Raw genomic sequence first — 16,230 nt, 5'->3', positions numbered from 1 at the left:
TCCTCGAATGGCAAATCTGGTACTTGACGGAAGTTCCGCTATGCGGAACAATGTTTTGCAAGTTGACTCCAGTGTACCACTCGCCCGCCTATGTCTGTATCTGGATTGCCCTTATATGCGCCGCAGCCCGATGGTGCGATCGACGAGCGCAAGTTCGTGGTCGCGCTCGCGCGTGGCCTCGAACTACTGCGTGCGTTTCGCCCCGGTGAGACGCTGCTCGGTAACCGCGATTTCGTCGAGCGCACCGGACTGCCAAAGGCGACCGTGAACCGGCTCGCCTACACGTTGACGGTGCTCGGTTACCTGCGCTTCGACGAATCGCTCGGAAAATACGCGCTCGATGCGGGCGTGCTCTCGCTTGGTTTCACGATGCTGTCCGGTACCGATATCCTCGAACTCGCGCGGCCGCATCTGCGAGCGTTCGCGCGCGAAGTAGGGGCGGCGGTGTCGCTCGGTTGCCGCGACGGCCTCGGCATGGTCTATCTGGAGACGATCCGCAGCGAAACGGCACTCACGCTCGGTCTTGCATCGGGCTCAAGGCTTTCGATGCTCACGAGCTCGATGGGGCGCGCATACCTTGCAGTCCTGCCACTGGATGCCCGTATGGCGCTGATGGCCGAACTGGAAAAGGCGGCGGGCGAGGATGGCCCTGCACTGGTAGCGGCCACGAAACGCGAGATCGAGACGTTCGGGAAAGAGGGCTGCTGCTACTCGTTTCGCGACTGGCACGACGACGTCAACGCGGTAGCGGTGCCGTTTCGCGAGCCGCGCGAGCGCCGCTGGCTTGTGTTGAGCTGTAGTGGGCCGGCATCGTCGATGGGACCGGACGTGTTTCGCCAGCGCGTCGCACCGCTGCTCAAGTCGCTCGCGCGGCGGTTGGGGGAGACAGTCTGACCGGACTGCGCGCAGCCTGGGTGTTGCGGCAGTGGCGAGATGAAAAAAAGCCGGGACGCTATTACGCGTCCCGGCTTTTTTGCAGCCTGCGTGCAGGATGTCGCTTACTTTCCGCGCTGACGGCGCGCGTTTTCGGCAATACGCATACGCAGTGCGTTGAGCTTGATGAAGCCGCCGGCGTCGGCCTGATTGTAGGCGCCGCCGTCGTCGTCGAAGGTCGCGATGGTCTTGTCGAACAGCGTGTCCTTCGAGTCGCGCGAGACGACCGAGACGCTGCCCTTGTACAGCTTCACGCGCACCCAGCCGTTGACGTTCTGCTGCGTGTGGTCGATGAGCACCTGGATTGCCTTGCGCTCAGGGCTCCACCAGTAGCCGTTGTAGACCAGCGAGGCGTAGCGGGCGAGCAGGTCGTCCTTCAGGTGAGCGACTTCGCGATCGAGCGTGATCGACTCGATGCCGCGGTGCGCCTTGAGCATGATCGTGCCGCCCGGCGTTTCATAGCAGCCGCGCGACTTCATGCCGACGTAGCGGTTTTCGACCAGGTCCAGACGGCCGATGCCGTGCTTGCTGCCGAGGCGGTTCAGTTCGGTCAGGGCTTCAGCCGGCGTGACGCGCTTGCCGTTGATCGCGACCGGGTCGCCGTGTTCGTACTCGATGTCGACAAATTCGGCCGCATCGGGCGCCTGTTCCGGCGACACCGTCCAGCGCCACATATCTTCCTCGGCTTCAGCCTTCGGGTCTTCGAGGTGGCGACCTTCGAACGAGATATGCAGCAGGTTCGCGTCCATCGAGTAGGGCGCGCCGCCCTGGCGGTGCTTCATGTCGATCGGAATGCCGGCCGCTTCAGCATAGGCGAGCAGCTTTTCGCGCGACAGCAGATCCCATTCGCGCCACGGGGCGATCACCTTGATGCCCGGCTCGAGCGCGTAGTAGCCGAGTTCGAAGCGTACCTGGTCGTTGCCCTTGCCGGTCGCGCCGTGCGAAACGGCTTGGGCGCCGGTCGCGCGTGCGATTTCGATCTGGCGCTTGGCGATCAGCGGACGTGCGATCGACGTGCCAAGCAGGTATTCGCCTTCGTACAGCGCGTTGGCGCGGAACATCGGGAACACGAAATCGCGGACGAATTCTTCGCGCAGGTCGTCGATGAAGATGTTTTCCGGCTTGATGCCGAGCAGTTCCGCTTTCTTGCGGGCCGGTTCGAGTTCTTCACCCTGGCCGATGTCGGCGGTGAAGGTGACGACTTCAGCGTCGTAGTTGTCCTGCAGCCACTTCAGGATGACGGAGGTGTCGAGGCCGCCGGAGTAGGCGAGCACGACTTTTTTGATATCGCTCATGGTGAATCCGTAACAGGTGAAATCGGTGCGCGCGAGCGGCCCCGACGCGCGAAAAACAATATTTTGACACCAAACGTGTGGCGCGCCGCGTTTTCGCGGCGGCGTGCCACGCGTCGGATCAGTGGTTCAGGCGGCCGAGCAGCAGGAATTCCATCAGCGCTTTCTGGACGTGCAAGCGGTTTTCCGCCTCGTCCCAGACCACGCTCTGCGGCCCGTCGATCACTTCTGCGGTCACTTCCTCGCCGCGGTGCGCGGGTAGGCAGTGCATGAAGAGCGCGTCGGGCTTGCCGCGCGCCATCATCTCGGCGTCGACGCACCAGTCCGCGAACGCCTTTTTGCGGGCTTCGTTCTCAGCCTCGAAGCCCATGCTGGTCCAGACGTCCGTCGTGACGAGATCGGCACCGTCGCAGGCCTCGTTCGGATCGTCGAAAACCTGGAAGAACGGCTGGCTCTCAGGCGCGACAAGTGCCGGATCGATCTGATAGCCCTGTGGCGTCGAGACGCGCAGCTTGAAGCCGAGAATCTGCGCTGCTTCGATCCACGTGTAGAGCATGTTGTTCGCGTCGCCGATCCAGGCGACGGTCTTGCCGCGAATCGGCCCGCGGTGCTCGTAGTACGTGAAGATGTCGGCCAGCACCTGGCAGGGGTGATACTCGTTCGTGAGACCGTTGATGACCGGTACGCGCGAATTTTCTGCGAAACGCGTGAGGATGTCCTGACCGAACGTCCGGATCATGATGATGTCGACCATGCGCGAAATGACCTGCGCCGCGTCCTCGATGGGCTCGCCGCGGCCGAGCTGCGTGTCGCGCGTGCTCATGAACACAGCGTGCCCGCCGAGCTGGAAGATGCCGGCTTCGAACGACAGGCGCGTGCGCGTCGAGTTCTTCTCGAAGATCATCGCGAGCGTGCGGTCGTGCAGCGGATGGTACGTCTCGTAGCTTTTGAATTTGCGCTTGAGGATGCGGGCACGCTCGAGCACATATTCATATTCGTCAAGAGAGAAATCCTTGAACTGCAGGTAATGGCGTATGGTCCGGGAGGTCATGAAACGAAAACGGCGCCGGATCCGGCCTCAGAACTGCAGGATCAGGCCGGCGACGCCGCTGCGGTTGGTGGTAAGTCAATGGAGCATAAAGGATTTTGCGCGTTTTGACGAGTCGCCCGAACGGTGGGCGATGCTCTCGTTGCGCAACCGGAGAGCATGGATCGCGTCGGGGCGACGGTGCGCTCGCGGTGTCTCCGGGGTCCGCCCGGGGGTTCGTCCGCCTCGTCCGGTAAGCCTTGTGTGCGGTGCGGAAAAACCCCAGGTACGCTATAATCGACGAGTTTTCTTTCAGGCACGACAGCGAGCCCGGCGGATATAAAAAGCGGCTCGCGGCAGCGGCCCGTACGTTGGCTGGCAGTGCGCTGCAAACCCGATCTCGATTTGCGGTGCGGCGCCAGTCCTCGTGTGCAGGCGGCCGCGCCCTGTCCATTGGACTGTAATCGCGCGCGAGGTCGCAAGGCCAATGGCCGGCAACCCGTGTCCCGCCGGGGTAACGCACGAGATGGCAAAGACGGCGCGAGCGTGCCGCCGTTTCGTGCTGCAGCGCAGCGTGCAGTCACACAGGTACAGTACATGGCCGACGAAGCCCCAACCGAATACTTCATTCAAGGCATCACCACGAGCGGGAAGAAATTTCGTCCCAGCGACTGGTCCGAGCGCCTGGCGGGCGTGATGGCGAATTTCGGACCCAAGGCTGCGATGAATGCACGCGGGCCGAACGCCTACCTGCGTTACTCGCTGTATGTCCGGCCGACGATGATCGGCGATCTCAAATGCGTGGTGCTCGACTCCCGCCTCAAAGAGGTGGAGCCGATGGCGTTCAACTTCGTGCTGAACTTCGCGAAGGACAATGACCTTGTCGTGACCGAGGCGTGCGAACTCCCGCCCGAGCATGCGGCGCGCAAGGGGAGTGGCGGTTAAGCGCATAGCGCGTCACTGCCCCCTGGCCTGCCAGAATGACCCGCTACGGCGGGTTTTTTTGCGCCTGCGCGTGACGGTTTCGCGCGCAACAACAACAAACAACCAGCAACAACCTGCGGAAACGAGCAGCAACAAAAAAACCCGCCGAAGCGGGTTCTCATGAGGCGCAGCGGAAACAGGAGGCGGCCCGCCGAAGCGGGCCAACCGGAATTTACTGCGCGACCTGCAGCGCCTTGAGGGCGGCAGAGAGGCGGCTCTTCTGACGAGCAGCTTTGTTCTTGTGAACGATCTTCTTGTCGGCGATGATGTCGAGCGTCTTTGCCGAGGCCTTGAAGATTTCAGCGGCCGCAGCCTTGTCGCCGGCGTCGATAGCCTTGCGAACAGCCTTGATGGCGGTGCGGAACTTCGAGCGCAGCGCCGAGTTGTGCGAGTTTGCCTTCGCGGCCTGACGGGCGCGCTTGCGTGCTTGTGCGGAGTTAGCCATTACGGTTCCTTATCCTGATCCTGTTTCTAGAGCCAGCCCGCTGACGATCTGTCAACGTGGGTGGCGCTGCTTGCCTTGATCCGAGCTCCCGGAAAGCGTTTGTCGCGCTTTGGTCGTGTCTCTGTCGTCCCTACTGCTACGACTTCATCACAACTGTCCGGAAGCGCAAAACTTGTTCGACCGGCTGTGCCTTGTGGTTATCCTCGGACACGGCGGCTGCCTTTGCGGCGACTTTGCGGATGAGGGCGCCCGTCCATGAGACTACATGAGGATGGGGCCACGCCCGAAGGCCTTATTCGATACCGCGTTGCCTTCAAAGGCGAAGTGAGCCTCGAAACTCGCGATTATAGCAACGAAATCAGCGAGGTGGCAACCAGAAGCGGGCGGGCGACGCATGGGCAACAGATCGGCGGCACGGATGGGGGAAACGCCTGGTGCGTTGCGCACCGTGCATGCAGGCGTGTTGCTGGCGGCCACCTGAGCAAGGAAAGCGGGGCACGATCAAATCACTCCCGGGACTACGCGCGATCAAACGCCGTCCCATGCGCGTGGTCAGAATTGCCGATTCGTCCGACAAACTGTTACCGATCCGAAGCAACGGTGGGTCACGCACCACCCGTATAATAAGCGCCCCATGAATCTATTCCGAGCCTTGCTGACCGTCAGCGGCTTCACGCTGCTGTCGCGCGTGACCGGGCTGGCCCGTGAAACGCTGATCGCGCGTGCGTTCGGCGCGAGCCAGTTCACCGACGCCTTCTACGTCGCGTTCCGCATCCCGAACCTGTTGCGCCGGATTTCGGCCGAAGGCGCATTTTCGCAGGCCTTCGTACCGATCCTCGCCGAGTTCAAGAACCAGAAAGGCCACGACGCGACGCGCGATCTCGTCGATGCGATGTCGACGGTGCTTGCTTGGGCGCTCGCCGTTCTCTCGGTGCTCGGCATCATCGGGGCAACGTTCGTCGTGACGGTAGTCGCGTCGGGCCTGAAGGGCCACGGCGAGGCGTTCCCGCTCGCCGTCACGATGACGCGCATCATGTTCCCTTATATCGTGTTCATTTCGCTGACGTCGCTCGCGTCCGGCGTGCTGAACACGTACCGGCAATTCTCGCTGCCGGCGTTCGCACCGGTCCTGCTCAACGTCTCGTTCATTGTTGCGGCCGTGGCCTTCGCGCCGCACATGAAGCAACCCGTGTATGCGCTCGCGTGGGCCGTGATCGTCGGCGGCGTGCTCCAGTTCCTCGTGCAACTGCCGGGCCTCAAGCGCATCGACATGACACCGCGCATCGGCTGGCACCCGCTCAAGGCGCTCGCGCACCGCGGCGTGAAGCGCGTGCTCGCGAAGATGGTGCCCGCGATGTTCGCCGTCTCCGTCGCGCAGATCAGCCTCATCATCAATACCAACATCGCATCGCGCCTCGGCGCGGGTGCCGTTTCGTGGATCAACTTCGCCGACCGGCTCATGGAATTTCCGACCGCGCTGCTCGGCGTTGCGCTCGGTACCATCCTGCTGCCGAGCCTTTCGAAGGCTCACGTCGATGCCGATACGCACGAATACTCAGCGCTGCTCGACTGGGGGCTGCGTGTGACGTTCCTGCTGGCGGCGCCCTCGGCGATCGCGCTCTTTTTCTTCGCCGAGCCGCTTACCGCGACGCTTTTCCACTACGGCAAATTCGACGCGAACTCGGTCGTGATGGTGGGACGTGCGCTTGCCGCTTACGGCGTCGGGCTGGTCGGTCTCATTCTCATCAAGATCCTCGCGCCCGGATTCTATGCGCGCCAGGACATCAAGACGCCCGTGAAGATCGGTGTGGCCGTGCTCATCGCCACACAGGTCAGCAACTACATCTTCGTGCCGATTTTCTCGCACGCGGGTCTTACCCTTTCGGTCGGGCTCGGCGCGTGCATGAACGCGCTGCTGCTTTTCATCGGCCTGCGTCGGCGCGGAATCTACATGCCGTCGTCGGGTTGGGCGATGTTCTTCGTGCAGTTGTTCGGGGCATGCCTCGTGCTGGCGGGTGCCATGCACTGGTGCTCGATCAACTACGACTGGATCGGCCTGCGTCACCAGCCGTTCGCGCGTATTGCGCTGCTCGGCGCCTGCCTCGTGCTGTTCGCGGCGCTATATTTCGGTATGCTCTGGCTCATGGGTTTCAAATACGCGTACTTCAGAAGGCGGGCGAAGTGAACACGAATACCACGCGGGTGCTCGATTATTTCAGCGCCCTCGTTGCCGAGGACGACAGCCTCCCGCTCACGGAAGCTGCCCTCGCGATAGCGCAGGACGCGTACCCCGACCTCGATCTGCAAGGTACGCTCGCCGAAATCGACGAACTGGCCCTGCGCGTGCGCCGTCGCATCCCCGAGGGTTCGGACGTGCGCGAGCAGATCGCGATCCTGACCCGTTGCTTCTTCCGCGAGTTCGGGTTCGCCGCGAACCTCAACGACTACTACGACCCCGACAACAGCTATTTGAACGCCGTCCTCAAGCGCCGGCGCGGCATTCCGATTTCGCTTGCGGTGATCTACCTGGAGATCGCGGGGCAACTCGGTTTGCCGGTGCAGGGCGTGGCGTTTCCGGGACATTTTCTGCTGCGCGCGTCGCTGCCAGACGGCGACGCGATGCTCGACCCCACAACGGGCCGCACGCTTTCCGAATCGGACATGGTGGAGATGCTCGAGCCTTATGTGGCGAAGGCGGGTGATTCGGTTGCGCGTGCGCTGCGCTTGCTGCTCGAACCGGCGACGCGCCGCGAGATCGTCGCGCGCATGCTGCGCAACCTGAAGTCGATCTACGTGCAGACGGAGCGCTGGCAGCGCCTGCTCGCCATCCAGCAGCGGCTCGTGATTCTCCTGCCGTACAGCGTCGAGGAAGTGCGCGATCGCGGCTTCGCCTACGCACGGCTCGACTACCTGCGCCCGGCGCTTGAAGATCTCGAACAGTATCTCGACGAGCGCCCCGACGCGGATGACGCCGAAGTCGTCGAATCGCAACTGCAGGAGTTGCGGCAGCGCACGCTCGACAACGAGCAGGGCTGACGCGACGCTGCGCATCACAATGCGTTGATGAAAAAAAGCCCGCGACGTGTCGCGGGCTTTTTCACGTGGACAGCCACCGTCACGCGGCAGCAGGCCGTGCCATCACTTCGGCTGCATGCGGATCGCGCCGTCGAGCCGGATCACTTCGCCGTTGAGCATCGGATTCTCGACGATCTGCTTCACGAGCATCGCGTACTCGGCGGGTTTGCCGAGGCGCGACGGGAACGGCACCATCGCACCGAGGGCGTCCTGCACTTCCTGGGGCATGCCGAGCAGCATCGGGGTTTCGAAGATGCCAGGCGCGATCGTCATCACGCGGATGCCGCTTCTCGATAGATCGCGCGCGATCGGCAGGGTCATGCCCACGACGCCGCCCTTCGACGCAGCATAGGCCGCCTGGCCGATCTGGCCATCGTAGGCCGCAACCGACGCCGTATTGACGATCACACCGCGCTCACCGCCTTCCGCGGGCGCGCTTTGGGCGATCGCAGCGGCCGCGAGGCGGATCATGTTGAACGTGCCGATCAGGTTGACCGAAATGGTCTTGGAGAATACGGCGAGCGGATGCGGGCCGTCCTTGCCGATGGTCTTCACGGCCGGGGCGATGCCGGCGCAGTTGACGAGGCCGCGCAGGGTGCCGAGCGCCGTCGCTGCTGCAACTGCTTGCGCGCCATCGTCCTCGCTGGCGACATTGCACTTCACGAACACGCCGCCCAGTTCCTTCGCGAGTGCCTGACCGGCTTCTTCGTTCAGGTCGGCGATGACGGGCTTGCCGCCTTCGGCCGCGACGAGGCGCGCGGTGGCCGCACCGAGGCCCGACGCGCCGCCGGTGATAAGAAAGACATTGTCACGGATCTGCATGTTTCTCCTCCATCCATTCGTTATGGTCGTCGTGCGGGCGGTGCGCACGTAAAACGGGCCGCCCGGCATCGCGCTTGTGGCGCGACGCCGGCCGGCCCGCAGGCAAACCAGCAAATCCGAGCAAGACCGGCTAAAGCTTCTCTGGGGAAACCGACCAGGCCGGTTTTCCCCGGGCTGACCGGCGTGAGATAGCGGCTTACTTGAGTGCGTCGAACACGCGCGTGCGGATTTCGTCGACGGTGCCGAGACCCGAGATCGCGCGGTACTGCGGCGCCTTCAGGCCATTCTCTTCACCGCGCTTTGCCCAGTCGCCGTAGTAGTCGACGAGCGGACGCGTTTGTGCGACGTAGACGTCGAGGCGCCGGCGCACGGTCTCTTCCTTGTCGTCTTCGCGCTGGACGAGCGGTTCGCCCGTCACGTCGTCCTTCATTGCCTCTTTCGGCGGATTGAACTTGACGTGGTAGGTGCGGCCCGATGCCGGGTGCGTGCGGCGGCCGCTCATGCGCGTGATGATTTCGTCGAACGGCACGTCGATTTCCAGCACGTAGTCGATCGCGACACCAGCCTGCTTCATGGCTTCGGCTTGCGGCAGCGTGCGCGGGAAGCCGTCGAACAGGTAACCGTTCTTGCAGTCCGGTTCCTGCAGGCGTTCCTTCACGAGGTTGATGATCAGCTCGTCGGTCACGAGCTCGCCCGCGTCCATGAAGCGCTTGGCTTCGATGCCGAGCGGCGTGCCGGCCTTCACGGCCGCGCGAAGCATGTCGCCGGTCGAGATTTGCGGAATGCCGAACTTCTCCTTGATGAAGTTTGCCTGGGTTCCCTTGCCAGCGCCGGGTGCGCCCAACAGGATCAAACGCATGTGATCAATCTCCAATCTGTGTGAATTTTTTGCGGCGCGGCGTGCCCTGTGTGGGCAACATCGGTGGCGTCGTGCGTCTTCTTTCCCGTTCGCCTGGAACACCGCTAACGGCCAGGCCGACGCGGTGGCGACACGTCCCGCGCAGCAGCATCCGCGGTTTGGGTCGCGGTTGGCGCAGCAGGGCGAAATCGGCGAAAAGTGGGGAGAACCCCGACGCGCAAAGGCTTCAGACGGCCCGCGCAATCAATTGATTATGCCATGGGATTTTGGCCCCACGGCCGGAATTAAGGACGGAATAGCGCCTGGACGCGCGCCAGATCCGCCGGCGTATCGACGCCCGGCGCGGGCGCCGTTGCCGTTACCAGCACGGCAATGCGCTCGCCATGCCACATCGCGCGCAGTTGTTCGAGAGCCTCGACCGCTTCGATTGGCGACTGTTCGAGCGACGGATAGCTGCGCAGGAATTTCGCGCGATACGCGTACAGCCCGATGTGACGATAAACGGTCGCGGGAGCGGGCGGGGCTGGCATCGCAGCCAGATTGAGGCGTTCAGGCGACCAGTGCGGCAGCCATGCGTCGCGCGCCCACGGAATCGGCGCGCGCGAAAAGTAGAGCGCCACGCCGCGCGCGTCGAGGACGACCTTCACCACGTTCGGGCTGAAAATTTCTTCCGGTGCCGTGATCGGATGCGCCGCCGTCGCGATCGCGCATTCGGGGTGCGCAGCAAGGTGCGACGCAACGTCGCACACGAGTGCCGGATCGATCAACGGTTCGTCGCCCTGCACGTTGACGACGATCGTGTCGTCGCTGAAGCCGTACTTCGCCGCAACTTCGGCGAGGCGGTCGGTGCCGGACGGATGGTCGGCGCGCGTGAGCACCGCCTCGAAGCCGTGTTCGCGCGCTGCATCGAGCACGCTCTGTGCGTCGGAGGCGATCAGAACCTGTTGTGCGCCCGAGGCACGTGCGCGCTCGGCAACGCGAACCACCATCGGCTTGCCGCCGATGTCGGCGAGCGGTTTGTTCGGCAGCCGCGTGGACGCGAGACGCGCCGGAACGACGGCGATGAAAGGTTGCACAGGTGCGGTCATGACCAGTTCGGGGGAAGGCGAAAAACGAAAGCGCAGCGCGCGTGAGCTACGACGTGTTGCACCCAGGCGCCGGGCGGCCGACGGGCGGCCCGCAGCGGCACAGGCCGCCGGGACTCAGGCTGCGCTGGGGCCAGCCGGATCGACCGGCGTACCTTCGACGGTCTGTCGCGCCTCGTCCACGAGCATTACGGGGATGCCGTCGCGGATCGGGTAAGCGAGTTTGTCGGCGTGACAGATCAGCTCCTGCGCGGCGCGGTCATAGCTAAGCGGGCCCTTGCAGATCGGGCAGACCAGGATTTCAAGCAGACGGGCGTCCACGGAGTTTCTCCACAACCAAAGTAATAAGGCGGTGATCGAGCGCGGCTTCCACGGGGACGACCCAGATGCGCGCATCGTTCAAGGTCCCCAATTTTACTGCATCCTTCTCGGTGACCAGGATCGCGTCCGCCTTGATGTCGGCGAACGGGCTCGTCGTGAATGCGTAGTGATCAGGCAGCGGCAGGGTTTGGGGCGCGAGTCCGGCGCCGCGCAGCGTCGCGAAAAAGCGTTCCGGTGAGCCGATGCCGGCTGCCGCCACGAGGCGTTGCGCACGCTGGCCCGGCTCGGTTGCGAACTGCGCGAGCGGACGGCGCAGGCCAGGATTGGCCAGATGCCAGGCGTCGCCGGGTTCGAGCTTCAACGCGAACGTATTGGGCCAGGGCGGCAGCCTGCGCTCGAACGGATTGTTGATCAGCGTCGCGTCGCGGCGGCGCGAGAGCGGTTCGCGCAGCGGCCCGGCGGGCAGCAGGAATCCATTGCCGCCAAGCCGGTGATCGAAGACAACGAGTTCGACGTCGCGCACAAGGCGGTAGTGCTGGAGTCCGTCATCGCTGACGATCACGTCGACGTCGCTGTGCGCCGCGCACAACGCTTCGGCGGCAGCGACGCGATCGGGCGAAACCCACACAGGCGCGCCGGTGCGGCGGGCGATGAGCAGCGGTTCGTCGCCGGCGAGGCGCGCGGGTGTGGCCGACGTGACCGGCGTGGGCCGTTCGACTTTCGCACCATAGCCGCGCGAAACCACGCCCGGCGTGAAGCCGGCTGCGCGCAGCCCTTCGACTAGCGCGATCACCGTGGGCGTCTTGCCGGTGCCGCCCACCGTTACGTTCCCGACGACGACGACCGGCACGTTCACGCGCACCGTCTTGAGCCAGCCGCGCGCGTATGCGGCGCGACGCGCGCCGCATACGGCGGCGAATACGGCCGCGAGCGGCGTGAGCGCCCAGGCGAGCGGGCCGCGCCGCTGCCACTCGTGCGCGAGCCGGCTTTCGATGCGCGAGGCGAGGCCACTCATCGGCGCGCGGACCGGTGCGTGCGCGAGGCGCCTTGTGCGGGCGTCGCGCGTGCTAGCAGGACGGGCAGGGCTGGCATCGGGCGGTTCTCCGGATCGTGAGCGGGCAGGGGCGGTGGCGCGCAATACCGCAGCAATATCACCGATTCGCTGCCGTAAGGTCTGGCCGGCGGCCGCTGCGAGTTCACCGGCCACCGTGAACCCGGCACTCTATCGCGTGTGCCAGTCGCGCGGCAAGCCACCTCGCTGGTTAGTGCGACTGGCCTCGCGCGAGATCAGGTGCGCGATGGCCTGTGGATAACTTTGTGGGTAAATGCCTGCCCGGAAGGCTGGGAGCCCCATTCGCGCTGCATTCTATCGGTGGGAATAGTAAGGGTGTATAAAAAAGTATCAATAAAATCAATGTGTTGCAACGAATTCTCGACGTTTCCGGGGCTTCCTGCCCCGTCCCGTCAATTGACTCAGACGATGTGGACACTTAGCTGTGCTTGCCTGAGCGAACAGTTTGTGCTGGACGCAGCCACGCCGATCGGTCTATCGTCTGTCCGGCCTGGTTTTACACACGCTCTGCATGAATTCCGATCGATTTTCCGCTTCCCCCTTCGCTTCCGGCGGCGACGTTGTCGTGCCGGTGTCCGCGCTCAACCGCGCGATTGCGTCGATGCTCGAACGTTCGTTCCCGCTCGCGTGGATCTCGGGGGAGGTGTCGAACTTCACGCGAGCCGCGAGCGGCCATTGGTACTTCTCGATCAAGGACGCCGCCGCGCAGATCCGCTGCGTGATGTTCCGCGGCCGCGCTCAGTACGCCGAATTTACCCCGCGCGAGGGCGACCGTATCGAGGTGCGCGCGCTCGTCACGATGTACGAGCCGCGTGGCGAACTTCAACTTAACGTCGAAGCTGTCCGGCGCACCGGGCAGGGGCGGCTGTATGAAGCGTTTCTGCGGCTGAAGGCGCAACTGGAGGCCGAAGGCCTCTTCGATCCCGCGCGCAAGCGCCCACTGCCGATGCACCCTCGCGCCATCGGCGTGATCACATCGATGCAGGCCGCTGCGCTGCGCGACGTGCTCACGACGCTGTGCCGCCGTGCGCCGCACGTGCGCGTGATCGTCTATCCGGCGCCCGTGCAGGGTGCGGGGTCGGCGGAGAAGCTCACGGCGATGCTCGAGACAGCGAACGCGCGTGCCGAGGTGGATGTGCTGGTGCTGTGCCGCGGTGGCGGATCGATCGAGGATCTCTGGTCGTTCAACGACGAGACGCTCGCGCGCGCGATCGCAGCGAGCGCGATTCCCGTCGTCAGCGGCGTGGGCCACGAAACCGATTTCACCATCGCCGATTTTGCCGCCGACATGCGTGCGCCGACGCCGACGGGCGCCGCCGAACTCGTCAGTCCGCAGCACGCGACGCTGGTGCGCGAACTCGATCAGCACCACGCGGCGCTCGCGCGCGGCTTCATCCGGCAGATGGAGCGGCGTGCGCAGCAACTCGACTGGCTCGCGCGACGCCTCGTTTCACCAGCGCAGCGGCTTGCGCAGCAGAGCACGCATTTGCGGCAACTGGCGATCCGGCTTGCGTCGGCGTCTTCGCGCTCGACGGCCGACGCCCGCGCGCGCTTCAACGTTCTGCAGATGCGCTGGCAACGCACGCGCCCCGATACGGCGGCGCAGTCCGCCACGATCGAGGCGCTCGGCCGTCGGCTCGACACTGCGTTCGCGAGGCAGCGCGAACGTGAGTCGGCACGGGTCTCGGGACTGATGGCGCGGCTCGAAGTGCTCAGTCCGCAGCGCACGTTCGAGCGCGGCTACGCTGCGCTGCTCGATGCGCAAAGCGGTGCGGCAGTGCGATCGCCTGCGACGCTGAAACCCGGCAAGCGACTCACCGTGCATCTCGCGCAGGGCAGCGCGGATATCGCGCTTTCGGACGTACAGCCCCGCCTCGCTGACGGCTTCTGACGCCATTCGCGGCGAAGGCGCATTGCGTCAACCTGGTTGCAAGCTGTTGAAGGTCTTTTGCAGGCACAGTGACGCGCGGATCTGCGGGACCAGGCACGGCGTTCGCGCGTCGATTCGTCGATTGGATGCTGTGGTAAGCACGCCGCTTTCACGGCATCGGTCATGCTGCGCAAACATGGCAGCGCGAGTGTCGAAGCGTGCAATCGGCGTTACAGTGCAGTGCTGACCAACCTGGGGTACCTGTTGTGCGCAAGCGCTCCGGAATCCACACGGAACCCCTGCACAGCGGACATCCGGCATAAAGTCCGCTAGTTTGCGGGGTTATTCCAAGTCGCCTACAATCGAACGCTCTATACCGGTTGTCACGCAGAACTAACTCCCCATAACACGACGAAGGAACAGAATCATGTCATTTACGCTCCCGCCGCTGCCGTTCGCGAAGAACGCTCTCGTTCCGCACATGTCGGAAGAAACGCTCGAGTTCCACTACGGCAAGCACCACCAGGCTTACGTCACGAACCTGAACAACCTCGTCCCGGGCACCGAGTTCGAAAAGCTCTCGCTCGAAGAAATCATCAAGAAGTCGTCGGGCGGCGTGTTCAACAACGCAGCCCAGATCTGGAATCACACGTTCTTCTGGAACAGCCTGTCGCCGCAAGGTGGCGGTGCACCGGCCGGCGCGTTCGGCGACGCGATCAACGCGAAGTGGGGCTCGTTCGACGCGTTCAAGGAAGCGTTCTCGAAGGCAGCAGTCGGCAACTTCGGCTCGGGCTGGACGTGGCTCGTGAAGAAGGCGGACGGCTCGCTCGATATCGTGTCGACCAGCAACGCCGCCACGCCGCTCACGACCGACGCAAAGCCGCTGATCACAATCGACGTTTGGGAACACGCTTACTACATCGACTACCGCAACGCACGTCCGAAGTTCGTCGAAGCGTTCTGGAACATCGTGAACTGGGACTTCGCAGCGAAGAACTTCGCTTAAGCGCTAGCGCTCAGCACGACTGTGCCGCGTAGTGTGCCGCCTCGGGCGGCACAAACAAAAAAGCCCTCGATTTTCAACGTCGAGGGCTTTTTTTATGCGCGTTGGCGTTTATGCCAGCGCGTCGATCACTTGCTGCACCGAACGTACGTGGCCCATGTACGGGAACAAGTTCTCGAAGTTGAAGCTGTGCATTTCGCCATTCAGACCCGACGTGGCGTCTTCGACGAACACAAGGTTAAAGCCCTGGTCGAAGGCGGCGCGCGCCGTCGATTCGACGCCGAAGTTCGTCGCGATGCCGCCCAGCACGATTGTCTCGATGCCGCGACGGCGCAGTTGCTGTTCGAGGTCGGTGCCGTAGAACGCGCCCCACTGGCGCTTCGAGACGATCACATCGCCCGGCTGGGCGCCGGTCCCGGGCACGAGTTCCGAGGCTTCCGCCGGGGCGGGTGGCGTGCCGGGCGCGTGCATGGAGATATCGGCCGGGGCCGGGCGCAGCTCGTTGAGCAGCACGCGCACCCACACGATCGCCGCGCCTTTCGCGCGCATCGTGTCGGCCAGTTGTTTCGCGCGCGCGACGACTTCGGCGCCACTGTGCGGCGCGACCGAGCGGCCCACGATGCCGTGTTGCAGATCGATCATCACAAGCGCCGTTTTGCGCGGATCGAGGGAAAGAGCTTGCGTCATGAGTCACCAATATGTGAGGATGGACTCATATAATCATACAGGAATGTGAGGGGGCTATCAGATATGGGCGCAGGCGCACGAGGGGATTGTCCAGCATCGCGGCGCGTGCCGCGTCAGGAACGCGCGGCGCGCACGGTCGAGGCGCTGCTCCTCGCGGCGGGCGACGCCATTGCCGAGCGCGGCTTCGACGGCGCGACGATGACGCAGATCGCGCAGCAGGCCGGCGTGTCGATCGGCGCGGCGTATCAGTACTTTCCGAACAAGGAGGCGCTCGCGTTCGCGCTGCGCAAGCGCTATGGCGACGAGATTGACGCGCGCTGGAGCGCGATGATCGAAGCGGGCGAGGCAAACGGTAAAGGCGGCACGGACGCCACGGTTGGCGAATTACCGTTTGCTGAACTGGTGGAGCGGCTATTCGATCTGATGGTCGAATTGATGGCCGACTATCCGGCCTATTTGCCGCTGCTTTCTGTGCCGCTTGGATTCCATCGCGACGCTGCCGCGCGCAACCGGTTGCGCGAGCGCTTCGCCGCGCTCTTCAGGCGCTACAACGCAGCGCTCGCTGCCGACGAGGCCTATCGCATCGCGGAAGTGATGCTGCAGGTCATCAAGAGCCTCAATCCGCTGTACGCGGCGGCGAAGCCCAAAGAGCGCAAGCTGCTCGTCGCCGAGTACAAGGGCGTGCTCTCGACATGGCTTGCCGTGCGGCTTGCCTGAAATTGCAGGCAGTGTGGGCGCGGTGGGCGCCGCGCGCG

Annotated in this window: 16 protein-coding genes; 7 read left to right on the top strand and 9 right to left on the bottom strand. The window is 64.1% G+C overall.

Features of this window, described 5'->3' with window-relative positions:
- Positions 1-90: 90 nt before the first annotated feature.
- On the top strand, positions 91-894 hold the full coding sequence (locus L0U80_RS11655; RefSeq protein ID WP_233864232.1) for an IclR family transcriptional regulator: 804 nt from the start codon (positions 91-93) through the stop codon (positions 892-894).
- A gap of 104 nt (positions 895-998) precedes the next feature.
- On the opposite strand, the gene L0U80_RS11650 is transcribed toward L0U80_RS11655, so the two are convergent.
- Together L0U80_RS11650 and argF are read right to left on the bottom strand one after the other, a co-directional pair.
- The gene (locus tag L0U80_RS11650; RefSeq protein WP_233864230.1) at positions 999-2,228 is read right to left on the bottom strand and encodes an argininosuccinate synthase; all 1,230 of its coding nucleotides are present in this window, start codon (positions 2,226-2,228) and stop codon (positions 999-1,001) included.
- 118 nt (positions 2,229-2,346) lie between these two features.
- The gene (gene argF, locus L0U80_RS11645; protein ID WP_233864229.1) at positions 2,347-3,276 is read right to left on the bottom strand and encodes an ornithine carbamoyltransferase; all 930 of its coding nucleotides are present in this window, start codon (positions 3,274-3,276) and stop codon (positions 2,347-2,349) included.
- Positions 3,277-3,849: 573 nt separating this feature from the next.
- Here argF and L0U80_RS11640 point away from each other — a divergent pair.
- Positions 3,850-4,197, top strand: a complete 348-nt coding sequence (locus L0U80_RS11640; protein ID WP_233864227.1) for a DUF3579 domain-containing protein — start codon at positions 3,850-3,852, stop codon at positions 4,195-4,197.
- A gap of 211 nt (positions 4,198-4,408) precedes the next feature.
- On the opposite strand, the gene rpsT is transcribed toward L0U80_RS11640, so the two are convergent.
- Positions 4,409-4,681: a 30S ribosomal protein S20 gene (gene rpsT / locus L0U80_RS11635; protein WP_233864225.1), complete on the bottom strand. Its 273-nt coding sequence runs from the start codon at positions 4,679-4,681 to the stop codon at positions 4,409-4,411.
- Positions 4,682-5,315: 634 nt separating this feature from the next.
- Here rpsT and murJ point away from each other — a divergent pair.
- Positions 5,316-6,866, top strand: a complete 1,551-nt coding sequence (gene murJ / locus L0U80_RS11630; protein ID WP_233864223.1) for a murein biosynthesis integral membrane protein MurJ — start codon at positions 5,316-5,318, stop codon at positions 6,864-6,866.
- The gene (locus L0U80_RS11625) at positions 6,863-7,717 is read left to right on the top strand and encodes a SirB1 family protein (RefSeq protein WP_233864221.1); all 855 of its coding nucleotides are present in this window, start codon (positions 6,863-6,865) and stop codon (positions 7,715-7,717) included. The genes murJ and L0U80_RS11625 overlap by 4 nt, the downstream gene beginning before the upstream one ends.
- Positions 7,718-7,819: 102 nt before the next feature.
- Here L0U80_RS11625 and L0U80_RS11620 read toward each other — a convergent pair whose 3' ends face one another.
- The 5 genes from L0U80_RS11620 to lpxK all read right to left on the bottom strand — a co-directional run bounded on the left by L0U80_RS11620 (position 7,820) and on the right by lpxK (position 11,858).
- Positions 7,820-8,578: a 3-hydroxyacyl-CoA dehydrogenase gene (locus tag L0U80_RS11620; RefSeq protein WP_233864220.1), complete on the bottom strand. Its 759-nt coding sequence runs from the start codon at positions 8,576-8,578 to the stop codon at positions 7,820-7,822.
- 196 nt (positions 8,579-8,774) lie between these two features.
- Positions 8,775-9,437: an adenylate kinase gene (adk, locus tag L0U80_RS11615; RefSeq protein ID WP_233864219.1), complete on the bottom strand. Its 663-nt coding sequence runs from the start codon at positions 9,435-9,437 to the stop codon at positions 8,775-8,777.
- Positions 9,438-9,721: 284 nt separating this feature from the next.
- Positions 9,722-10,525: a 3-deoxy-manno-octulosonate cytidylyltransferase gene (gene kdsB / locus L0U80_RS11610; protein WP_233864217.1), complete on the bottom strand. Its 804-nt coding sequence runs from the start codon at positions 10,523-10,525 to the stop codon at positions 9,722-9,724.
- A gap of 114 nt (positions 10,526-10,639) precedes the next feature.
- Positions 10,640-10,843: a Trm112 family protein gene (locus L0U80_RS11605; protein WP_124149327.1), complete on the bottom strand. Its 204-nt coding sequence runs from the start codon at positions 10,841-10,843 to the stop codon at positions 10,640-10,642.
- Positions 10,824-11,858, bottom strand: coding sequence for a tetraacyldisaccharide 4'-kinase (gene lpxK / locus L0U80_RS11600; protein WP_233864215.1), 1,035 nt, complete (start codon positions 11,856-11,858; stop codon positions 10,824-10,826). The genes L0U80_RS11605 and lpxK overlap by 20 nt, the downstream gene beginning before the upstream one ends.
- A 568-nt stretch (positions 11,859-12,426) precedes the next feature.
- Here lpxK and xseA point away from each other — a divergent pair.
- On the top strand, positions 12,427-13,806 hold the full coding sequence (gene xseA, locus L0U80_RS11595) for an exodeoxyribonuclease VII large subunit (RefSeq protein WP_233864213.1): 1,380 nt from the start codon (positions 12,427-12,429) through the stop codon (positions 13,804-13,806).
- A 406-nt stretch (positions 13,807-14,212) separates the two neighbouring features.
- Positions 14,213-14,791: a superoxide dismutase gene (sodB, locus tag L0U80_RS11590; protein ID WP_233864211.1), complete on the top strand. Its 579-nt coding sequence runs from the start codon at positions 14,213-14,215 to the stop codon at positions 14,789-14,791.
- Positions 14,792-14,899: 108 nt separating this feature from the next.
- On the opposite strand, the gene L0U80_RS11585 is transcribed toward sodB, so the two are convergent.
- Entirely contained in the window at positions 14,900-15,475 is a 576-nt protein-coding gene (locus L0U80_RS11585) for an isochorismatase family protein (RefSeq protein WP_233864210.1), read from the bottom strand.
- Between the two features lie 105 nt (positions 15,476-15,580).
- On the opposite strand from L0U80_RS11585, the gene L0U80_RS11580 reads away from it, so the two are divergent.
- Positions 15,581-16,192, top strand: a complete 612-nt coding sequence (locus L0U80_RS11580) for a TetR/AcrR family transcriptional regulator (RefSeq protein WP_233864206.1) — start codon at positions 15,581-15,583, stop codon at positions 16,190-16,192.
- Positions 16,193-16,230 lie beyond the last annotated feature (38 nt).

The organism is Paraburkholderia adhaesiva, from assembly GCF_021390575.1.
Classification (GTDB): Bacteria; Pseudomonadota; Gammaproteobacteria; order Burkholderiales; family Burkholderiaceae; genus Paraburkholderia; species Paraburkholderia adhaesiva.
The sequence above is the reverse complement of the archived record's forward strand: the minus strand, read 5'-3'. Positions and strand labels throughout refer to the sequence as shown.